Source organism: Flavobacterium sp. (assembly GCF_044376915.1).
GTDB lineage: Bacteria > Bacteroidota > Bacteroidia > Flavobacteriales > Flavobacteriaceae > Flavobacterium.
Genome location: NZ_JBILKB010000007.1, coordinates 22,935 through 45,309, shown reverse-complemented (window position 1 = coordinate 45,309; position 22,375 = coordinate 22,935). Strand labels below are relative to the sequence as shown.

The window sequence follows — 22,375 nt, the reverse complement described above, 5'->3', positions numbered from 1 at the left end:
GCTACGATATCTGCTTTCGTCATTTTCTTTCGTATTTATATTGTGTATTTTTTTGAGTTTGCAAATATAAGAATTAAAAAAATAATAAATCAACCATAATTGATTAAATTTTAATTAGTAAAGCTATATTTTTGTCAACCAATTGCTAAAATATGGAATTTTCAAACGCAGTCATTAAATGGTACGCACAAAACAAGCGTGATTTGCCATGGCGCAATACGCAAAACCCCTATTTTATTTGGCTGTCCGAAATTATGTTACAGCAAACGCGAGTCGCGCAAGGATTGCCCTATTTTAATGCTTTTGTAGCCGCTTTTCCAACGGTATTTGATTTAGCACAAGCAGAGGAAGAGCAGGTTTTAAAATTGTGGCAAGGGTTGGGCTATTATTCCAGAGCGCGAAACCTTCATACTACCGCTAAAATTGTGGCCACGGAATACCAAGGCAATTTTCCATCAAATTTCACCGGATTATTACGTTTAAAAGGGGTCGGAGAATATACAGCTGCCGCAATTGCTTCATTTTCATACAACGAGCCCGTTGCGGTTCTTGACGGCAATGTGTTTCGTGTATTGAGTCGCTATTTTAATGTGGGACTTGATATTTCGGAAGGAAAAAACAAAAAAGAGTTTCAAAAGTTGGCCCAAGAAATCTTACCAAAAGACAAAGCAGCACTTTACAATCAGGCCATTATGGAATTTGGAGCTTTGCAGTGTGTGCCTAAAAACCCGAACTGCGATGCCTGTATTTTAGCCACATCCTGTGCGGGGTTACAGCATAAAAAAGTAGGGCAATTGCCCGTTAAAAGTAAAAAAACAAAGGTAACGAATAGGTATTTCAATTACTTAATTGTACAAGATTTTGATGATAATTTTGTTGTTCAAAAACGGGAAGGAAAAGGAATTTGGGAAAACTTATATGAATTTACGTTGGTAGAAACCGCGGAATTAATCGATGAAAATCAATTTATTGACCAATTGAAAACGACGCATTTCTTTGGGCAAGTTGCAACAGATGTTTGTGTGTTGTCTTCAGATGTAATTCATCATAAATTATCTCACCAACATTTGTACATCCGATTTTATGGGTTAAAATTTGATCATAAAATACCGGAGGCAAAATCACGAGAGGAGATTCAAAAATTGCCATTTCCAATTGCCATTCATAATTTTATGCAATCTGCTTGTTTTAATTCATTATAAATTCTTACTTTTGAATAACACAAAAACGGTATAAGCCATGAACGGAACATTAAATAAAGTCATTTTGATTGGTCATTTAGGAGATGAAATTAAAATGCATTACTTTGAAGGTGGAAATTGCATCGGAAGATTTCCTTTAGCAACTAATGAAGTTTATATCAACAAGACTACTGGAGAGAAAATAACTTCTACCGAATGGCATAATATTGTGGTGCGCAACAAAGCCGCAGAAATTTGTGAAAAATACCTTTCTAAAGGCGATAAGATTTATATTGAAGGCCGTATTAAATCACGTCAATGGCAAGCCGAAGACGGAGCTACAAAATATACTACAGAAATTCAAGTTACGGAATTTACCTTTTTGACAACCAAAAAAGAAACAGATTTAGGCAAATCATCTCTTCCTACCGGAAGTGCTCCAGAAGATGCTCCGTTTTAATGCTAAAAATTCAAAGTCTTCACATAAAGTTGAATTTTTGTCGTTATAGTAGTATGAAATTACCAGTTATAAATTCGTTTCTATTTTTGATTGTATTGGGTTTTTTCTCTTGTAAAGAGGAAACAGTGCCCAAGCCTGCCAGTCAGTTGCGTTTAGAATACCCTGCTCCAAAGTATACCGAGTTAACGACCAATTGTCCATTTTCTTTTGATGTGAACACCATAGCACAACTCAAGAATAACAGTTGTTCCTATGAAATTCAGTATCCCAAAATGAAAGCTACAGTCTATTTAACCTATAAAGAGGTACATAATGACATTGATAAATTGTTACAAGATGCGCAAAATTTGACCTATAAATTGCATACCCTAAAAGCCGATGACATTTTAGAGCAACCGTTTGTTAATCCCAATAAAAAAGTATTTGGTATGTTTTATAAAGTGGGTGGAAATGCGGCTACTAATGCATTATTCTATGCTACAGATAGTACCAAACATTTTATGACTGGGAGCGTCTATTTTTACGCGAAACCCAATTATGATTCGATCTTACCGGCAACACAATATGTTCAGGATGATATGCGGAGAATTATGGAAACCATGAAATGGAAATAAAAAAGGCACTTAATAGTGCCTTTTTTTATAAGAAAAAAATCGCTATTTTTTTATAACCTGAGTTTCTACTTTGCTTACTTTATAAGCATCACCACCTGCAACCTTTTCAATCGTTGCGGTCAAAGAAGTTATGTTTAGTTTCGTTTTGTCGTAAGATACGGTTGCGATTTTGCTTTCAAAATTCACAACTGCCTCTTGCACACCTTCTTTTTCGATTAGTTTACCTTCAATAGTTTTGGCGCAACCAACTGCGCAAGTCATACCATCGATCGTAAAATTGGCAGTTGCTAAATTTTCAGCAGTAATTTCTGTTTTTGCTACTTCTTTTGCTACTACAGTGGTTTCCTTTTTACAACTAATGGTGAAAAAAAGGATTAATGATGCAATAGCTATGTTTTGAATATTTTTCATGGGTTATATGGGATAATTGGACTCTTTGTTAAGTCGTTACAAATTTACAAAAAATCATAGTGAGATATTAAAAAATAAAACTCAATTTTGACAAAGAAATTTACATCATGGAGAAAAGTAGTACAAAATGGTATTTGTTGGCCTTTTTAGGTTGTGTGTGGGGTAGTTCGTTTATTCTTATGCAATTAGGTTTACAAGGTGTCAATTCAATACAATTGGGTAGTTTACGGCTGCTTTTTGCGGCCTGCTTTCTTTTTTTGGTAGGTTATAAAGAAATTGCAAAAATTCCAAGGTATAAGTGGAAATATATTGCACTAACTTCCTTATTCGGAACGTTTGTTCCTGCTTTTTTGTTTTCGGTGGCACTATCAAAAATTGATGGTTCTATAAGTGCCATACTAAACTCTTTGACGCCCTTAAATACCTTATTGGTAGGATTGTTTTTCTTTGGTTTGGATGTACAACGGAGACAACTATTTGGGGTAATCATCGGTTTTATTGGATGTGTATTACTAGTCCTTTCTGGTTCGGGAGAAAACACTACCGAAAATTATTACTATGCCATATTAATTGTTATCGCTTCTATATTTTATGGCATAAATGTTAACCTGATAAAAAAATATTTATCCGATTTAAAGCCGCTAACAATTAGTACTGGAAATTTCGTTGTGATGTTTGTTCCGGCACTTATCGTTTTATATTGTTCTGATTTTTTCGAAATCGTGCACCAAGAAAAAGTACAAAATGCGCTAGGTTATATTGCAGTGTTGGGTGTAATAGGAACTGGATTATCCAATATTTTATTCTTCAAACTTATTCAGTTGTCTTCGCCGGTTTTTGCCTCTTCGGTTACCTACATCATTCCGGTAGTGGCTATATTTCTAGGGTTTTTATTTATGCATGAAACGCTGACCTTGGTTCAAGCATTAGGCGCTATTATTGTCTTAATAGGAGTTTATTTTTCGAGTAAAAAATAAAAAAAGCGCCCAATTTCTTGAGCGCTTTAGTTTAGTGAATGAAATGATTATTTAAAATCAGCTTCAGTTACTCCTTCGTTAATCTTTACTTCAGAAGTAGTGAATTCGATTTCAATACCTACATTCATTAGGATTTTATAAGGGAATTTTAATCCATTTACATCTTTGTAATCTTGGTAATACGTTGTTTGTACCATTTTTTGGCCACGTTGTTCTGCTTCTTCTGATTCAGCTACTTTATATCCTGTTTTTACATCATAATATAAAGTAGATTTTCCGTTTTTAAGTGCATAAGCATCGGCTCCGTTAATATTTTCAATACCGGTTACCGTTATTTCTTTATTGGTTAATAACGCTAATTCTTTAAAGGTAGTTGCTTCAGCTTGCTTTTCTATTAATTCTTCACCGGTAAAATCTTTTCTTTTTCCTTGTTGTACGGAGTAGCCCGCTTTGTCATTTACAACTTCTTTCATCATTGAAATGCCGTTTGCTTTCATTTCAACAGACATTTTTTTAGCAGCATTTTTCATGTTTAATTCCAATGCCATTCCTTGAATTGTTCCTGATGAAATAACCGCAATGGTTTTTACATTTTTCACTGCTTTCTCTCCGCCGATTGCTTTAATATAATCGTTTAATACAGTTTGAGCTGTTACACCTGCAGGAACTGGTTTTTTAACTTCCGGTTTTTGAGCAGGATTTCCATATTTGTCAAAGTAAAAAATAGGTAATTTTTCTCTTTTACTCAATGCTTCTAATCCTTGTAATACATCGGCTGCTTTTCCTACAATGATTACACGTGTTTGATCGGCTAAGAAGAATTTATTGGCTGCATTCCTAATATCTTCTGCAGTAACTGCATTGATGTTTTTAATGTAGTTTTCGTAAAAATCTTCAGGCAATCCTTGCGTTTCTTGGTTTAGTGCATATCCTGCAATAGTTGAAGGTTTTTCAATTTGCATTACAAAATTTCCAACATACTTAGCTTTCGCATTTCTAAGATCTTCTTCTGAAACCAATTCGGTTCTAATGCGCTTAAGTTCGTTAAAAACCTCAACAACTGCGCTATCGGTAACTGCATTTCGAACAGAAGATCCCGAACGGAATTTATTGATGTATTTGCCAGAACCAATTGAAGAATAGGCTCCGTATGTCCAACCGTGTTTTTCACGAAGGTTTAAAAACAATCTACCTTCACCACCACCACCTAATACTTGATTAGCTAAAATCACTGCAAAGTATTCTTTGTCGGTCATTTTTAATTTCGTCAAATTTACCAATGCAATTTCAGACTGCACGGCATTTGGTGTATCAATAAAGTTGATTTGACTATACTGAACGTCTTTTGGGTCAGAATAAGTTGTTTGAGGCGCTGTTGCAACTTTCCATTTACCAAATAACTTTTCAACTTCTTTTTTCACCGATTTAAACTTTACGTCCCCTACGATGACTAAATAAGCATTAGCAGGAACAAAATAGGTGTTGTAGTTGTTGATTACGTCGTCTAAAGTTACGTTTTTCAATGTTTCTTCACTTGTAAATTCACCTTTGTAATGGTCTTTGCCATAGGTTAATACATTTTCAACACGACGAGCAATAGCAGTTACGCTTTTTTCATCTGATTTTAAGCCTTCAATAATTTTAGCTTTTTCCTTATCAAATTCTTCTTGAACAAACAATGGGTTTAAGGCGCCATCTGCCATTAATTCTAGAATTCTTTTAGAATAGCGAGACAATCCATTTGCAGAGGCCCCTGAAGCATAATAATTAATGTTAGCACCTAGAAAATCAATTTCTTCATTAAACGCATCTTTGTTTTTAGTTTGCGTTCCATTACCAATCATACTACTTAATAGATCGGAAACACCTTTTTTAGATCCTTCTGCATAGGGTGCATTGTCTAAGGTAAGATTAAAAGAAACACGAGGTAATTTATGGTTTTCTACCACTAAAACTTTCAAACCATTTTTAAGCACAAAACTTTGTGGCTTATTGATGTTGATGGATGGAGCAGGTCCTGGTTTTGGCTGCGGTCTGTCTTGTGCTTGCATAGTTATTGTTAAAAATAAACTGGCTGCTATGTATATAAATTTTTTCATATTCTTCAAATCTTAGTTTTGCGCTTTATCTTTAGCAGGAACATAGTCTAATATTAATCGCTGGTTAGCGTTTAAATATTTTTTTGAAATAGCTCTAATTTCTTCTCTAGTAATAGAGCGGTAAATATCTATTTCGGTATTGATCAAATTGATGTCGCCATACAACATATAATACGTCGCTAAGTTGTCTGCAATTCCTTCAACGGAAGCATTGTTGCTCACGTAGTTGCTTTCAAATTTATTCTGAAGTTTTTGAAAATCGGTTTCTGAAATTAATTCAGTTTGCATTTTTACAATTTCTTCATCAATTTCTTTTAAGATCGATTCTGATGTGTTTTCACCCATTGGCAATCCATAAATTAAATACATTCCATAGTCTTCTTGGCTGTAATTGAAGGCGCCAATTTGCAAGGCCATTTTTTTATCGTCTACGATTTTTTTATACAACTTAGAACTTTTACCGTCAGATAAATAAGTAGAAATCATATCCAATACTCTGGCATCACGTGATTTCATAGAAGGCGTTCTATAAGAAGCTACTAACATTGGAATTTGTATGTTTGGATCTTCCCAAGTGGCTTTGAATGCTTCTGTAATTGGAGCTTCTTCAATTTTTTGACGGGCTACAGGAGCTCCTTTTGGAATGGCTCCAAAATAATTTGTAATCCATTCTTTAGCTTGAGCTTTGTCAAATTGACCTGCCACCACTAAAACAGCATTGTTTGGCACGTAGAATTTTTTATTAAACGCTTGGAACTCTTCCAAAGTAGCTGCATCTAAATGCTCCATTTCTCCAATGGTAGTCCATTTGTATGGGTGTGCTTTAAACATGTTTTGTTTCACGGCTTTGATTAAGTTGCCGTAAGGTTGGTTGTCAACACGTAGTCTTTTTTCTTCTTTTACTACTTCATTTTGAGTGTCTACTCCAATTTGATTGATAACCGGATGCATCAAACGCTCCGATTCCATCCATAATGCCAATTCTAAATTGTTTGAAGGGAATACCTCATAATAATACGTTCTGTCGTCAGTAGTATTTGCGTTATTGTTGCCGCCGTTAGCGGTAACTAATTTAAACCACTCACCACGAGCAATATTTTTAGTTCCTTCAAATAAAAGGTGTTCAAAAAAGTGAGCAAACCCTGTTCGATCAGGTTGTTCGTCTTTAGCACCCACATGATACATTACAGATGTAATAACCACTGGTGCAGAATTGTCTTGATGCAATACAACGTGTAAACCGTTGTCTAGATCAAACTCTTCAAAGGTTACTTTTTGTGCAGAAGCAGTTCCGCCTAGCATTAGTGCAGTTCCCAAAGCCATTAAAGATGTTTTCATACGTTATTAATTTGTTGATATAGTTAAATAGGTAGCTGTTCTGTCAAAATTGTTACAAAAATTAACGATTTAATTTAATGTTTTTTTGAGGCGATTAAAAAAATACTATTTTATTCTACGATTTAGTTGTTTGGTTTATAATTTATTGTATATTTGCAACCTTAAAATTTTTAACTAAACTCATTGTTATGTACGCAATCGTAGAGATAGCAGGGCAACAATTCAAAGTAAGCAAAGACCAAAAGGTTTATGTTCACCGTTTAGCTTCAGAAGAAGGTTCGAAAGTTTCTTTCGATAAAGTTCTTTTGTTAGATGACAACGGAAACGTAACTTTAGGCGCCCCAGCTGTAGAAGGTGCTTCAGTAGAAGCCAAAGTGTTACAACACTTAAAAGGTGATAAAGTAATTGTCTTCAAAAAGAAAAGAAGAAAAGGTTACAAAAAGAAAAACGGTCACAGACAATCATTTACTCAAATTTTAATTGAGGGAATTGTAGCTGTTGCAGCTAAGAAAAAAGCGGCTAAAAAAGAAGTAGAGGTTGAAGCAACCGAAGCAACTGAAGAAGTTAAGCCAAAAGCTAAAGCAACTCGTAAACCAAAAACGGAAGAATAACATTTAAAATATAACATCATGGCTCACAAGAAAGGTGTCGGTAGTTCGAAGAATGGTAGAGAATCAGAATCGAAACGTTTAGGCGTAAAGATTTATGGTGGACAAGCTGCTATTGCTGGAAACATCATTGTTAGACAAAGAGGTTCGAAGCACAACCCAGGTGAAAATGTTTACATGGGAAAAGATCATACGTTACATGCTAAAGTTGATGGAGTTGTAAAATTCCAGAAAAAAGCAGAGAACAAATCGTTTGTATCGGTTGTTCCATTTGAAGCGTAATACTTTTTTACTACATACAAAAACCTCTCATTTTTTGAGAGGTTTTTTTGTTTTCAATCCTAAAATAAATGCATTTAGTTTTGCAATATTGAACGAAAGCGTTATATTTGCACTCCAATTATCGCGGGTATGGTGAAATTGGTAGACACGCCAGACTTAGGATCTGGTGCCGCAAGGTGTGAAGGTTCGAGTCCTTTTACCCGCACTTCAAAAGCTCTTTATCGAAATGATTTAGAGCTTTTTGCATTTCAATATAAAATCAAATTATTTTGAATGTTTTGTTTATAAAATCCAAAAATCACCTTAAATTATGTTTGAATGTTTTAAGAAGTATAACTACTTTTGCATCTCAAACAACACAACATAATGAACACAACAAAAAAAATTGCTTCGGCTTTAATTTCTGTATTTGATAAAACCGGATTAGAGCCTATTGTTCAATCTTTGCATCAAGACAACGTAACCATTTATTCAACAGGTGGGACAGAAACTTTTATAAAAAATCTAGGCATTCCTGTCGTAGCTGTCGAAGATATTACTGCTTTTCCTGAAATATTAGGTGGAAGAGTAAAAACGTTACACCCTAAAATTTTTGGGGGAATATTAAATCGTCAAGATCATTCAGGCGATGTGCAACAAATGCAAGAGTTTAACATTCCTCAAATTGATGTAGTAATTGTAGATTTATATCCTTTTGAAAAAACTGTAGCTTCAGGAGCCGACGAATCAGATATTATTGAGAAAATAGATATTGGTGGTATTTCATTAATTCGAGCGGCTGCAAAAAACTTTAAAGACACGGTTATTGTGCCTTCAGTAGAAGAATACGCGCTTTTTTTAGATTTTTATACTGAAAATAACGGAGCAACAACACTTGAAAACCGACGATTATTGGCTACAAAAGCATTTCACGTTTCTTCGCATTATGATGCTGCGATATTTAATTATTTCAACACAGATGAAACATATTTAAAAACAAGTGTAGCAAATGGACAAATTCTTCGTTATGGCGAAAATCCACATCAAAAAGGGTTGTTTTTTGGCGATTTTGACCAAATGTTTACTAAAGTTCACGGAAAAGAATTGTCGTATAACAATTTATTAGATGTTGATGCAGCTGTAAATTTAATGAATGAATTTAAAGGTGATGATCCTACATTTGCCATATTAAAACACAATAATGCCTGTGGATTAGCTTCGCGTAGCACCATGAAAGAAGCTTATTTGGATGCGTTAGCTGCAGATCCTACCTCTGCTTTTGGAGGTGTCTTAATTGCAAATGACACTATTGATTTGGGGACAGCAGAGGAAATAAATAAATTATTTTGTGAAGTCGTGATCGCGCCTGCTTATGCACAAGAAGCTATCGATTTGTTAGAAGAAAAAAAGAACCGAATTATTTTAATTTTAAATGATGTTGCATTGCCTCAAAAGAATGTACGTACCTGTTTGAATGGGATATTGGTGCAAGATAAAGATAATGTAACGGATTCAAAAGCGCATTTAAAAACGGTTACCACCTTGACGCCTTCAACAGCCGAAATTGACGATTTATTGTTTGCGTCTAAAATATGCAAACACACGAAGTCTAATACCATTGTTTTTGCTAAAAACAAACAACTTTGCGCATCGGGAACGGGTCAAACCTCACGTGTAGATGCCTTAAAACAAGCCATTGAAAAGGCTACTTCTTTTGAATTTGATTTAACCGGAGCTGTGATGGCTAGTGATGCATTTTTTCCATTTCCTGATTGTGTTGAAATTGCAAACAAGGCTGGAATTACGGCAGTAATTCAGCCGGGAGGGTCCATAAAAGATGAATTGAGTATTCAGTATTGCAACGATAACAATATGGCCATGGTGTTTACCGGAATCCGTCATTTTAAACATTAATTTTACATTTTATTCTATAATTTTAAAACGCATTAAAAATAATTTTTTTAATGCGTTTTAATTTGAAATTATTCCAGATTATTTTCATAGTTTTGCTAGTTGTATACAATTAAACAAAAAAACGTTAAACCCTTTATAAAACTATGGGATTTTTTGATTTCATGACCGAGGATATCGCAATCGACCTTGGTACCGCTAACACTCTTATCATCCATAACGACAAAGTTGTTATCGATAGTCCGTCAATTGTTGCTCGTGATCGTGTAACAGGTAAAATCATTGCCGTAGGAAAAGAGGCTAATATGATGCAAGGGAAGACGCATGAAAATATTAAGACGATTCGTCCGCTAAAAGATGGAGTTATCGCTGATTTTGATGCTTCTGAACAGATGATCAAAATGTTTATCAAAAGTATTCCTGCTTTAAAGAAAAAGTTTTTCACACCTGCACTTCGCATGGTCATTTGTATTCCATCGGGTATTACCGAAGTGGAAATGCGTGCGGTAAAAGAATCAGCAGAACGCGTGAATGGTAAAGAAGTATATTTAATTCATGAACCTATGGCAGCAGCTATTGGTATCGGAGTGGATATCATGCAGCCTAAAGGAAACATGATTGTGGATATCGGAGGGGGAACTACAGAAATTGCTGTAATTGCCTTGGGAGGAATCGTATGTGACAAATCTGTTAAAATTGCAGGGGACGTTTTTACGAACGACATCATCTATTACATGAGAACCCAACACAATTTATTTGTGGGAGAAACTACAGCTGAAAAAATTAAAATTCAAATTGGAGCAGCTATTGAAGATTTAGACAATGCGCCTGAAGATATGTCGGTTCAAGGTAGAGACTTACTTACCGGAAAGCCAAAACAAGTAGATGTTTCTTACAGAGAAATTGCAAAAGCATTAGACAAATCAATTCAACGAATTGAAGATGCTGTAATGGAAACATTATCGCAAACACCTCCAGAGTTAGCGGCCGATATTTATAATACCGGAATTTATCTAGCTGGCGGTGGATCTATGTTACGTGGTTTGGATAAAAGAATTTCTTTGAAAACAGATTTACCGGTTTACATTGCTGAAGACCCATTAAGAGCTGTTGTTCGAGGTACCGGAATGGCATTAAAAAATATCAATAAGTATAAAGGAATTCTGATTAAATAACAAAATAGTCCATGCAGCAAATAATTAATTTTATCATAAAAAACAGCTATCGATTGCTGTTTTTGCTGCTTTTGGCCCTATCACTTACGCTTACAATTACCTCACATACCTATCATCGAAGCGAATACATCAATTCGGCAAATAGAATAACGGGTTCGGTATACACAAAAATTAATGATGTTAATGAATATTTAAGTCTTAAAGAAAAAAATAAAGAATTAGCTTCAGAAAATGCTTTGTTGAAAGAAATGTTATTCAACAAAAAAGACACCCTTATTGCTGCTAAAACGCTTTTTAGAAACGACCTTAATAATTTTAATGTGGTAGTGGGTAAAGTGGTAAAAAATTCATTTAACGCTAGAGAAAATTATATTACGATCAATGCAGGAAAAAGCCTAGGTATCAAAACAGATATGGGTGTAATAAACGACAAAGGAATTGTGGGTATCGTGGAAAAAACATCGCCAGATTTCGCAACCATTCAAAGTGTATTAAATATTAAGTCGAAAATCAATGCGAAGATCAAGAATTCAGATCATTTTGGGTCATTGGTTTGGGACGGAAAGAATGTAGGATTTGCCCAGTTGATTGATGTGCCACGATTGGCATCACTTCGCAAAGGAGATTCAATAGTTACAGGCGGTAATTCAGATATTTTTCCAGAAAATATTCCTGTGGGAAAAATCGATAAAATTTTTATCGATCGAAAAACAAATTACTATACGATTAATGTTCGTCTCTTCAACGATATGACAGCCATAGGATATGTATACATCATTGAAAACAAAAAGAAAAAACAAAAACAAGATTTAGAAACCATTACCACAGCGCCTAAAAAATAAGTGAACAACAGTCTATTAAATAGCATTCGATTTATTGTATTTTTATCCTTACAGGTATTGATATTTAACAACATCAATTTGTTTGGATACATCAATCCGTATCCCTATATTCTATTTATTATTTTATATCCGGTGAACAGTAATAAGAGCGTATTGTTGTTAGGAAGTTTTTTCTTAGGTTTGTTCTTAGACATGTTTTGTAATTCAGGCGGAATTCATACAACGGCTGCCATAACTTTAGCTTATTTGCGCCCTACTTTGTTTAAATTTTCATTTGGATTAAGTTATGAATATCAAACCGTAAAGATTGCCGATAAGATGTCGCCTGAGCGAATTACTCTTTTGCTCTTAGCAATTGTTGTACACCATTTCATTGTATTCTATTTGGAATATTTTAGACTCGGATTGATCTTTACCATTTTAACGCGTACTCTTGCAAGTACCTTATTTACTTTTACCATTTGTTTATTAATAGTTTACTTAATTAAGCCGAACAGACGATGAGAAAAATTGCGTTGCCCGCTGTAATAATTATTACTTCCGTTATTTTTATTATGCGCATTTTCTATTTGCAAGTAATTGATGACTCTCTAAAATTAAAATCTGAAAATAATGCCATAAAAAAGATTTTTGATTTTCCAGAACGAGGCTATATTTATGATCGGAATGGGAAACTTTTGGTAGCAAACCAACCTTCCTATGATATCATGGTGGTCCCTAGAGAGATCAAAAATATTGACACCCTCGAATTTTGTAAATTATTGCACATATCTAAAGCCGATTTTATCCGTAAGGTTAATAAAGCCAGAGTATATAGCCCAATGCTTCCCTCGGTTTTTTTGGCCCAATTGAACAAGGCTGAATATGCTGCCTTTCAGGAAAAGGAACGAAAATTTGAAGGATTTTATTCCCAAAAAAGATCCTTGCGCGATTATCAAGTGAAAGATGGCGCCAATATATTCGGATTCATCACCCAAGTAAACGATGCCATTTTGGAAAAAAATGAATATTACAACAGTGGTGATTTGATTGGAAAACAGGGAGTAGAGCAAGAATATGAGGAAATTCTTCGCGGAATAAAAGGGGTGAAATATTTACTGCGAGACAAACACAATAAAATTATTGGTCCCTATAAAGACGGAGAATTTGACACCATTTCCCAACAAGGTAAAGATTTAACGTTAACTATCGACCATGAAATACAAAAATATGGCACCGATTTGATGATCAATAAACGTGGAGGGATCGTCGCTATAGAACCTAAAACGGGCGAAATATTAGCTTTGGTTTCGGCACCTACATTTGATCCGGCCATGTTAGTTGGTAGACAGCGTTCTAAAAACTATACGGCTTTATATAACGATTCGATTTCAAAACCCCTATACGATCGTGGACTCCAAGCGACCTATCCACCTGGTTCACCTTTTAAAATTATTACCGGACTTATTGGTTTACATGAAGGGGTGATAGATGAGCAAAGTGTTTTTTATTGTAATCATGGAGCAAATTTTGGACGATTCATGGGCTGTCACTGTGGATTGCACGATTTGCAATTGAACAATGGAATCTATAAATCGTGTAATTCTTATTTTGGCAATACCTATAAACGCACTATAGAAAAGTATAAGAATTCTTATTACAGTGTTGACAACTGGTCAAGACATGTGAAAAGTTTTGGTTTGGGACAGTATTTAGGAACCGATATGCCCATAGGTGCAAAAGGGCTCGTTCCTACTTCAAAAATGTATAAAAAAATGTACAAAGGTGCGCCTATTCGCAGCTCATATATTATATCTAATGCTATAGGTCAAGGAGAAATCTTAACATCACCCATGCAATTGGCAAATATGATGGCAACTGTAGCCAATAGAGGCTATTATTATACGCCACACATTGTAAAAAACATTAAGAATCAAAAACTGGATAAAAAGTTTACGACCCGTCATTATACTACCATCGATAAACGCTATTTTGAACCGGTTATTCAAGGATTAGAAGACGTTTATAATTTTGGTACAGCCTCTGGATTTAGAGTGGAAGGGATCAAAATATGTGGAAAAACCGGAACCGCAGAAAATAAAATTAGAGTAAGAGGTAAGACCTACCAATTGAAAGATCATTCTATTTTTGTGGCGTTTGCACCAAGAGATAATCCTAAAATTGCTATTGCTGTATTTATTGAGAATTCTGGATATGGCGCAACTTGGGCCGGTCCTATTGCTACATTAATGATTGAAAAATACATCAACGGAAAAATTTCTCGTACCGATTTAGAAGAACGTATGCTTAAAGGAAGTTTGGCTCCTGAGTATAATAAAATTGAGAATATAATTTACCAGCGTTTCCCAGACCGATCAACGACAGATGATGAGGCACTTTCAAACGTAGATTCGCAAGTAGGAGAAGCTAAAAAAGAAGAAGAAAACGACTAAAATGAAAAATCAACGCGTAGGATCAAGTATCGATTGGATTACTATTTTACTGTATGCGGTTTTAGTAATCATGGGTTGGATGACCATTTATTCGGCTTCACTACCCATTGAAGAAACTTCACTTTTTGATCTTTCTCAAATTTATGGACGCCAAATGCTTTTTATAGGATTAACGATACCTATTATTTTCATCATATTATTTACCGATGCAAAGTTGTTTGAACGTTTTGCATTTGTTTTTTATGGCGTAGGTATTATCTTGTTATTGGGTTTGTTTGCCTTTGGTAAAACCATTAAAGGACAAACCAATTGGTATCAATTTGGGGGCTTTGGATTTCAACCTTCCGAATTTGTCAAAACTGCGACTGCTTTATTATTGGCAAAATATTTAAGTTATTCGCAAATCAATTTGAAGTTTACAAAGCACCAGTTCATTGGATTAGCCATCATTGGATTGCCCATTTTTCTAATCTTGCTGCAACCCGATGCGGGAAGTGCGATGATTTTTATCTCATTAATTTTTGTGCTGAACCGAGAAGGTCTTCCTAGTTGGTATTTTATTTCGGGAATAGTTGCCATTGTTGTATTCTTCTTGTCCTTAGTAATAGCTCCCATATATTTGATCGTCATTATTTTGATTATCATGATTGCGCATTATATTTTCAACCGTAAAATAACTAGAAATCCCGTTGTATACGGATTGGTTTATTTGGCAATTGTCGCGTTTTCGTTTTCGGTTAGTTTTGTTTACAACAATGTATTAGAACCCCACCAAAAGGATCGGATCAATGTGTTAATTGGTGATGATGTGGACATGAAGAAAGAAGGGTACAACTTAGACCAATCTATGATTGCTATAGGTTCGGGCGGATTTTTTGGCAAAGGATATCTTGAAGGTACTCAAACCAAAGGAGGTTTTGTGCCAGAACAGCATACCGATTATATTTTTACAACTGTTGGAGAGGAATGGGGATTTATAGGATCTACTTTTGTAATTGCCTTGTTTGTTGCCTTATTTCTTAGAATCATTTATTTGGCCGAAAATCAAAAAACAAAATTTAGCCGCATCTACGGTTATTGTGTTGCTACTTATTTGTTCATGCACTTTTTTGTAAATATTGCCATGTTAATTAAGTTGTTTCCAACTATCGGCGTTCCCTTGCCTTTTTTCTCTTATGGAGGTTCAAGTCTATGGGCTTTTACCATTTTGTTATTCCTCTTCATTAAATTAGATGCTAACAAAGTAAATGAATGGTAATCATATGAAGCATAAGTTATACTAAAAAACCTCAACTAATGTTGAGGTTTTTTAGTATAGTCTAGTTGATGCTAAATTTTTTGGGCAATCCTTTTCCGTTTTGACTTGCCTTAATTTCAGCAATCACATTTAACGTTTCTTCAATGTAAAGGTCTTTTTGCAAATCTTCATGCCAACGTTCTCTCTTTTGTTTTAATAAGCTGTCTTTTTCAAATAGTACCACTTCATAGGGTAGTGAATTAAATTTAAGTTTATTGTTGTAATCTGAAAGAACTTTAAACTTTTTAATTTTTGCATCCGACTGTGCAATTTCTTTTTTAAATTGATTTAAATTCAAGCTAAATGTGTTTTCGTCTTTGCGGTCAAAAATCCATTTCGCATTTTCGTCTATCAATTTAAAGTAGGAATTTGTAGCAATTCTTTTCTTACTATTGGCAATAATTTGATCATAATTAATCGGTAATGGTTCGTATTTCGCAGGCGCAATTTTATCCCAAGGCAGCGCACTTTCTTCATCACGTTCCCCCATATCTAAATACGAATAACGATCAGGAAAAACTATGTCGCTCATTACGCCTTCTCGTTGCGTAGAACCGCCATTAATTCTATAAAATTTTTGAATGGTCGTTTTTAAAGCCCCCAAATCACCATAAGAATTTCCTCTGATAAATTGATTCAAGTCGATAACATTTTGTACGGTTCCTTTTCCGTAGGAATGTTTACTACCCACCACAATCCCTCTTTTGTAATCTTGTATGGCTGCTGCAAAAATCTCAGAAGCGGAAGCAGAAAAGTTATTAATCATAACTACTAACGGACCATCATATTGTACTTTTTTATCAGGATCGGGTAAAATTTCAGGGCTTCTATCCGGTGCTTTTACTTGTACCACAGGACCTTCAGGAATAAATAAACCTACCATTTTAACAACCGTTTCTAGAGACCCACCACCGTTATCACGCAAATCCATTACTAGACCGTCGATATTTTCCGCTTTCAAACGTTCAATTTCAAGGGCGACATCTTTATAGGCATCTCTGTTTTCTTTGTTTTCAAATTTTATATAGAATTTTGGTAAATAAATAATACCAAAACGTTTTCCGTCTTTTTCTACGATAGATGATTTTGCAAATGTTTCTTCGGTCTCCACTTCATCTCTAATGATTGAAATGACTTTGATTGAACCATCTACTTTTTTAACGGTTAACCGTACTTCTGTTCCTTTAGGACCTTTTATTTTTTTAACTACATCGTCTAGACGCATTCCAGCTACATCAATAGGTTCTTCTTTTCCCTGAGCAACTTTTAAAATTAAATCACCTGCTTCTAATTCTTTTCCTTTCCATGCAGGTCCACCCGAAATCAATTCTGAAATCTCAACCGCGTCATTTTTCTTTTGTAAACGTGCGCCAATACCTTCAAAAGTTCCGCTCATGCTAACATCAAATTTTTCCTTATCTTCTGGAGAGAAATAAAACGTGTGGGGATCAAAACGTTCCACTATAGCATTCAAATAAATTGAAAACCAGTCGTTTCGTGTCAATTCTTTTTGAATAAAATCAAAATATTCATCCAACGATTTTAAATTGTTTTCACGTACTTCTTTTTCAATTTTTTCAAGGGATTTGACAGTATAAGCTGCATCTTTTGCTTTTTTGTCTTCTTCTAATTTTTGTTTGTCGGTTATAGATGATAAAGCTTGCAACTTGAGTTGTTTGCGCCAACGATCCATCAATTCTTTTTTACTTTTTGCATAGGGCAATTTTTCATAATCAACATTGATGTTTTCATTGGAGGTGAAGTCAAACGGACTCGCAAGTACTTGTTCATAAATGTCTCTAGATTCTTGCATTCTTTGTAATAATCGGCTATTGGTCAGATTAAAGAATGTTAAATCCTTGCGTTTAATCATATCGTCTATTTGCAATTCAAATTTGCTAAATTCTTCGATATCACTTTGCAAGAAAAAGCGTTTAGTTGGATCGATTCCCTCTAAATATTTCGCATACACTTTTTTAGAAAATGCATCGTCAATAGCAACAGGGCTGTAATGTCCCCGTTCAAGTACCATCGTTAAAAGTTCTAATAATAATTTATCTTTTTCAGGATCTGCTTTTTTTTCGGTAGGAATAAAACCCCACAATATTGCTGATAATGCAGTGATCACTAAAATAACCTTATAATTTCTCTTCATAAATTCCACGATACGTTTCATTAAAAAATTTTCAACTAAAGTACACAAAAAACCATACCATTAAAAAGCAATCTTAGATAAATTTTTGTTAAAGTGCTATTTTTTTTACCTCAAGAAAAGGGTTTACACATAAATTAATTAATTTAGCAAAAAACAAATTATGGCCAAACCACTTATTCTAGTTACAAACGACGACGGAATTGTTGCCCCAGGAATTAGGGCCTTAATTGCTGTAATGAAAGAAATTGGAGATGTGGTTGTTGTGGCGCCAGATAGCCCTCAAAGCGCTATGGGTCACGCCATAACCATTAACAACACGCTTAAATTGGAGCGTGTACACTTAGACAATGAAATTGGTCAAGAGTACAGTTGTAGTGGTACACCTGTAGATTGTGTAAAAATAGCCGTCAATGAAGTATTAAAACGCAAACCCGATTTATGTGTTTCGGGGATAAATCATGGATCGAATTCTTCTATTAATGTGATTTATTCGGGTACGATGAGTGCGGCGGTTGAAGCCGGCATTGAAGATATTCCTGCCATCGGATTTTCATTGTTAGATTATAGTTGGGACGCCGATTTTGAACCCATAAAAAAACACATTAAACAAATCACCCTTGAAGTATTGGATAAAGGCTTGCCAGAAGGAGTAGTTTTGAATGTTAATTTTCCAAAACTGGCACAAGAGGCAATTAAAGGAATAAAAATTTGTCGCCAAGCAAAAGCCATGTGGCAAGAAGAGTTTGATAAACGAACCAATCCACAAGGAAAAGAATATTATTGGTTAACGGGTAAATTTGTCAACCAAGATAAAGGAACAGATACTGATGAATGGGCGTTAGCAAATGGTTACATTTCGATAGTACCCGTGCAGTTTGATTTAACCGCTCATCACGCCATTCAGTCTTTGAATGCTTGGGATTTATAATAATAAAGGCATGAAATATTATATCATTGCAGGAGAAGCTTCGGGAGATTTACATGGCTCAAACCTAATGAAAGCTTTGTACGTGAAAGATACGTCGGCTGAAATTCGATTTTGGGGCGGCGATTTGATGGAACAGGCTGGGGGTACCATAGTAAAGCATTATCGCGAATTGGCCTTTATGGGTTTTGTCGAAGTACTCCTGAATTTAAAAACCATTTTGAAAAACATCGCCGTTTGTAAAGAGGATATCGTTCAATTTCAACCGGATGTACTAATTTTTATTGACTATCCCGGATTTAATATGCGCATTGCGAAATGGGCAAAAGAGCGAAGTATTCCCACACATTATTACATTTCGCCTCAAATTTGGGCTTGGAAAGAAAGCCGAATTGCGGCAATAAAACGCGATATAGATGCGATGTATGTCATTCTTCCTTTTGAGAAAGATTTTTACGAAAAAAAGCATCATTTTCCGGTTCATTTTGTGGGACATCCTCTTATAGATGCCATTGAGAGTAGAACCGAAGTTTCTGATAAAATTTTTAGACATGAAAATCAGTTAACAGAAAAACCAATTATTGCGCTTTTACCTGGAAGTAGAAAGCAAGAAATATCTAAAATGCTTTCTATTATGCTTTCAGTAGTGGATGATTTTCCAGAGTATCAATTTGTGATTGCGGGTGCTCCAAGTCAAGAATATGAATTTTACAAAACATTTTTAACCAACGAAAACGTAAGGTTTATTTCCAACAAGACCTATGATTTGCTGAGCCATTCCCATGCAGCATTAGTGACATCTGGCACGGCTACTTTGGAGACCGCTTTGTTCAATGTACCTGAAGTAGTGTGTTACAAAGGCAGTTGGATTTCGTATCAAATTGCAAAACGAATCATTACTTTAAAATATATTTCATTAGTTAATTTGATAATGGATGAAGAAGTGGTCAAAGAATTGATTCAGGAAAATTTGACTACAGCCCAATTAAAATTGGAACTCCATAACATTTTAAATCTTGAAAATCGAAAAAAACTGGCAGCTACTTATGCCCTTTTGAAGCAAAATTTAGGTGGTGAAGGCGCCAGCTTGAAAACCGCAACCTTAATCGTAAATTCACAAAGTATGCACTAAATATTCACTAAATTCCCCCTACGTATTGAATCCCCTAAAATTCCCCTTAATCGGCATTACGCTGTCTTTTATGTTGGGCATTATTGCCCAAGAAATTGGCTGTTTAGCATTACCAACAATTGCTTTCGGGTTCTGTGTTTGCGCCATCCTATTTGCTTTTTTGTTTCTAAAAAATCAGCGAAAATTGATGCCTTCTATCGGTTTTGGTATGGCAACCTATTTCCTTTCCGTTTCTTTAGGGATGCTAACATTTTACGTGCATTTAGATTGCAATTACAATAACCATTACAGCAATCAAAACCTTTCAGCTACAAATACAATCAATGGAATTATTCAATCTGATGTCAAGCCAAATGCTCGATATGCGAAGTATTTTCTGAACATTCAATCCGTCAATCAAAAAAATGCATCGGGACGCTTATTGTTGTATGTGGCCAAAACAGCAAATATAGCTTTGCCCATTGGCACCGAAGTCGAGTTGAGGGCCACCACGCTATATCCCATCCCCAAAGCCTATAATCCGTATCAATTTGATTATGCCAATTATTTAGAAAAACAGAATATTTGGCATCAAGTCTACCTTCAAAAAAACGATATACAAGTGGTGCGATTGCATCGAAATAGCGGGTATTATTTGGAACGATTGCGTAATTCGTTGCGTCAAAGTTTTGATTTGCATGCCTTTGATTCCAAAACAAAGGCCTTAATTGATGCATTGCTTTTAGGCCAGCGTGTAGCACTCGATAAGGAAACCCTTGCGGATTATACGAATGCGGGTGTGATTCATGTGTTAGCGATTTCTGGTTTGCATATTTCGGTTTTGTATTTCTTTTTGATTTTTATTTTGCGCCCCTTGCGAAGTTTTCGATTTGGGAAAATACTGGAGCTCCTGCTCGTTCTCTTGGTTTTGTGGTTGTTTGCCCTATTAACTGGGCTTCCCCCATCGGTAACTCGAGCAGTCACCTTGTTTAGTTTTATGAGTGTAGGCACTTATTTTAATCGGTCTAAATCGCTTTACAATGCGATGGCAGTTTCGGCACTTCTTATATTGGTATTTTCTCCCAATACGTTATTTGATATTGGTTTCCAGTTGAGTTACGCAGCTGTATTGTCTATAGTACTGTTACAGCCTTTTTATAAAATTGTTCCAGTCATACAAAATAAAATAGTACGTTATTTTATGGATATGATTTGTGTTTCAATGGCCGCTCAAATAGGTGTATTGCCTTTGTGTTTGTATTATTTTAATCAATTTCCAGTCTTGTTTTTGTTGGCCAATATAGTCATTATACCGCTTTCTAGTTTTGTGTTACTATACGGAATCATACTTTTAGGCCTTAATTTTATGGTTCCTTCAGTTGCTTTGTATTTAGGAAAGCCCTTGGCTTTTTCAATTCAATATATGAATTCCTACATTCATTGGATAGCGCAGTTTAAATGGGGTGTCATTAGTAATATTTCCTTTTCTGGAGTAATGGTGGCGATGCTTTATTTTCTAATTTTTTCACTAATTTATGGGTTGTATTCTAAAAAAAGCAAAGCTATTATTTATATTGTGATTTCTATTTTTCTTTTTCAATGGAGTTATCTCGTGGTCAAGTGGAATGAAAACGAGTCTTCGGAATGTATTATTTTTAATGAAAAACACACCCTAATTGCGATCAAAAGTAAAAATACAGTCATTGCATATACCGATGTGCCAGAAGTGCATCAAGGAACTTTACAGCATTATTTGAGAGGTACTTTTTCGGATACTTTACAGGTTTTTCCTCTGCAAAATGTATTGTCGTTTCATCAAAAAAGAATCTTAGTTATTGATCGTGTGGGCATCTATAAAACCAAATTAAAACCCAGTGTAGTTATATTAACTCAAAATCCAAAAATCAATTTAGACCGCCTGATTAATGTAGCGCAGCCTAAGTTAATTATAGCGGATAAATCGAGTTATAAAAAGAATATTCGAGCATGGGGAGCCACCTGTGAAAAAGCAAAAATCCCTTTCCATGCCATAGCCGAAAAGGGATTTTATCGATTGAAATAATTTATTTCTTTTTGATAATTTGGTTAGCGCCGTCGATCCAAATTTCTGGACCACCTGCAACATAGCCCGTGCTTCCTAGCGCGTTTAAATTTACTTTTCCATCCGTTGTTTTGGCGGAACTCACAAACCAAACCGTTGGATAGCCTCTTACCTGTAATTGTTGTTGGAGTTGTGCATTTTGTATTTTAACTGCTTCTGTTTGTTCATTTTTTCTTGGAAAATCCAATTCTACCAACACTACATTTTCTTTAGCCCATTTTACAAAACCGGGCGTTTTGAAAACTTCTTTTTGCAAACGGATGCACCATCCACACCAGTCGGAACCGGTAAAAAATAAAAATAAAGGTTTGTTTTCTTTGATTGAAATATCGGTAGCTTTTGTTAAATCGGTATGCCAAGTCAATTCTTCTTGCGCTTGCAATGACATCGTTGTTAAAGTTAAAAAAGCGATAACTAAAATCTTTTTCATTTTTTAAATTTTATAGGACAAAAATAATCAATTTGAATGCCAAAAAG

20 protein-coding genes and 1 tRNA gene are annotated in these 22,375 nt (G+C 35.0%); 16 read left to right on the top strand and 5 right to left on the bottom strand.

All coding sequences use genetic code 11. The features are described from left to right. Positions 1-152 precede the first annotated feature (152 nt). The 3 genes from mutY to gldD are packed head-to-tail and all read left to right on the top strand — an operon-like array spanning position 153 to position 2,255. The gene (mutY, locus tag ACIQ6Z_RS01545) at positions 153-1,202 is read left to right on the top strand and encodes an A/G-specific adenine glycosylase (protein ID WP_396209181.1); all 1,050 of its coding nucleotides are present in this window, start codon (positions 153-155) and stop codon (positions 1,200-1,202) included. Between the two features lie 37 nt (positions 1,203-1,239). Next, complete coding sequence (locus ACIQ6Z_RS01540) at positions 1,240-1,641, top strand: single-stranded DNA-binding protein (protein ID WP_396198012.1); 402 nt, start codon at positions 1,240-1,242, stop codon at positions 1,639-1,641. 53 nt (positions 1,642-1,694) lie between these two features. Then, positions 1,695-2,255, top strand: a complete 561-nt coding sequence (gene gldD, locus ACIQ6Z_RS01535) for a gliding motility lipoprotein GldD (protein WP_396209180.1) — start codon at positions 1,695-1,697, stop codon at positions 2,253-2,255. Between the two features lie 42 nt (positions 2,256-2,297). Here the strand turns inward: gldD and ACIQ6Z_RS01530 are convergent, their stop codons facing one another. Continuing rightward, the gene (locus ACIQ6Z_RS01530; protein WP_396209179.1) at positions 2,298-2,666 is read right to left on the bottom strand and encodes a heavy-metal-associated domain-containing protein; all 369 of its coding nucleotides are present in this window, start codon (positions 2,664-2,666) and stop codon (positions 2,298-2,300) included. Between the two features lie 107 nt (positions 2,667-2,773). On the opposite strand from ACIQ6Z_RS01530, the gene ACIQ6Z_RS01525 reads away from it, so the two are divergent. Further along, positions 2,774-3,643, top strand: a complete 870-nt coding sequence (locus tag ACIQ6Z_RS01525; protein WP_396209178.1) for a DMT family transporter — start codon at positions 2,774-2,776, stop codon at positions 3,641-3,643. A 47-nt stretch (positions 3,644-3,690) separates the two neighbouring features. Here the strand turns inward: ACIQ6Z_RS01525 and ACIQ6Z_RS01520 are convergent, their stop codons facing one another. After that, a complete protein-coding gene (locus ACIQ6Z_RS01520; protein WP_396209177.1) occupies positions 3,691-5,742 on the bottom strand; it encodes a M16 family metallopeptidase in 2,052 nt (683 codons plus the stop codon). 12 nt (positions 5,743-5,754) lie between these two features. Beyond that, on the bottom strand, positions 5,755-7,080 hold the full coding sequence (locus ACIQ6Z_RS01515; RefSeq protein WP_396209176.1) for a M16 family metallopeptidase: 1,326 nt from the start codon (positions 7,078-7,080) through the stop codon (positions 5,755-5,757). A gap of 188 nt (positions 7,081-7,268) precedes the next feature. Here ACIQ6Z_RS01515 and rplU point away from each other — a divergent pair, with 188 nt between their 5' ends. The 9 genes from rplU (at position 7,269) to rodA (ending at position 15,567) form a co-directional block, all read left to right on the top strand. Then, a complete protein-coding gene (gene rplU, locus ACIQ6Z_RS01510; protein ID WP_396209175.1) occupies positions 7,269-7,691 on the top strand; it encodes a 50S ribosomal protein L21 in 423 nt (140 codons plus the stop codon). 18 nt (positions 7,692-7,709) lie between these two features. Further along, on the top strand, positions 7,710-7,970 hold the full coding sequence (gene rpmA, locus ACIQ6Z_RS01505) for a 50S ribosomal protein L27 (RefSeq protein ID WP_396209174.1): 261 nt from the start codon (positions 7,710-7,712) through the stop codon (positions 7,968-7,970). Between the two features lie 123 nt (positions 7,971-8,093). Beyond that, positions 8,094-8,175: transfer RNA gene (locus tag ACIQ6Z_RS01500), tRNA-Leu, on the top strand. 161 nt (positions 8,176-8,336) lie between these two features. After that, positions 8,337-9,863 (top strand): bifunctional phosphoribosylaminoimidazolecarboxamide formyltransferase/IMP cyclohydrolase, encoded by a 1,527-nt coding sequence (purH, locus tag ACIQ6Z_RS01495; protein ID WP_396209173.1) that lies wholly within the window; start codon positions 8,337-8,339, stop codon positions 9,861-9,863. Between the two features lie 143 nt (positions 9,864-10,006). After that, positions 10,007-11,035 carry a rod shape-determining protein gene (locus ACIQ6Z_RS01490; RefSeq protein ID WP_396138749.1) on the top strand — a complete coding sequence of 343 codons (1,029 nt, stop codon included), beginning with the start codon at positions 10,007-10,009 and terminating at the stop codon, positions 11,033-11,035. A gap of 11 nt (positions 11,036-11,046) precedes the next feature. Next, the gene (gene mreC, locus ACIQ6Z_RS01485) at positions 11,047-11,877 is read left to right on the top strand and encodes a rod shape-determining protein MreC (protein WP_396209172.1); all 831 of its coding nucleotides are present in this window, start codon (positions 11,047-11,049) and stop codon (positions 11,875-11,877) included. Continuing rightward, positions 11,878-12,381 carry a rod shape-determining protein MreD gene (locus ACIQ6Z_RS01480; protein ID WP_396209171.1) on the top strand — a complete coding sequence of 168 codons (504 nt, stop codon included), beginning with the start codon at positions 11,878-11,880 and terminating at the stop codon, positions 12,379-12,381. Beyond that, positions 12,378-14,309, top strand: a complete 1,932-nt coding sequence (gene mrdA, locus ACIQ6Z_RS01475; RefSeq protein WP_396209170.1) for a penicillin-binding protein 2 — start codon at positions 12,378-12,380, stop codon at positions 14,307-14,309. The genes ACIQ6Z_RS01480 and mrdA overlap by 4 nt, the downstream gene beginning before the upstream one ends. Before the next feature lies 1 nt (position 14,310). Next, positions 14,311-15,567 (top strand): rod shape-determining protein RodA, encoded by a 1,257-nt coding sequence (gene rodA, locus ACIQ6Z_RS01470; RefSeq protein ID WP_396209169.1) that lies wholly within the window; start codon positions 14,311-14,313, stop codon positions 15,565-15,567. A gap of 61 nt (positions 15,568-15,628) precedes the next feature. Here rodA and ACIQ6Z_RS01465 read toward each other — a convergent pair whose 3' ends face one another. Then, positions 15,629-17,782, bottom strand: a complete 2,154-nt coding sequence (locus ACIQ6Z_RS01465) for a carboxy terminal-processing peptidase (protein ID WP_396209168.1) — start codon at positions 17,780-17,782, stop codon at positions 15,629-15,631. 139 nt (positions 17,783-17,921) lie between these two features. Between ACIQ6Z_RS01465 and surE the strand changes: the two genes are divergently transcribed. From surE to ACIQ6Z_RS01450, 3 genes are all read left to right on the top strand, one after another. Further along, positions 17,922-18,689 (top strand): 5'/3'-nucleotidase SurE, encoded by a 768-nt coding sequence (surE, locus tag ACIQ6Z_RS01460; protein WP_396209167.1) that lies wholly within the window; start codon positions 17,922-17,924, stop codon positions 18,687-18,689. A gap of 10 nt (positions 18,690-18,699) precedes the next feature. After that, positions 18,700-19,818, top strand: coding sequence for a lipid-A-disaccharide synthase (gene lpxB / locus ACIQ6Z_RS01455; protein ID WP_396209166.1), 1,119 nt, complete (start codon positions 18,700-18,702; stop codon positions 19,816-19,818). Between the two features lie 70 nt (positions 19,819-19,888). Continuing rightward, positions 19,889-21,859, top strand: a complete 1,971-nt coding sequence (locus ACIQ6Z_RS01450) for a ComEC/Rec2 family competence protein (RefSeq protein ID WP_396209165.1) — start codon at positions 19,889-19,891, stop codon at positions 21,857-21,859. A 1-nt stretch (position 21,860) separates the two neighbouring features. Here the strand turns inward: ACIQ6Z_RS01450 and ACIQ6Z_RS01445 are convergent, their stop codons facing one another. Next, complete coding sequence (locus ACIQ6Z_RS01445) at positions 21,861-22,328, bottom strand: thioredoxin family protein (RefSeq protein WP_396209164.1); 468 nt, start codon at positions 22,326-22,328, stop codon at positions 21,861-21,863. Positions 22,329-22,375: the final 47 nt, after the last annotated feature.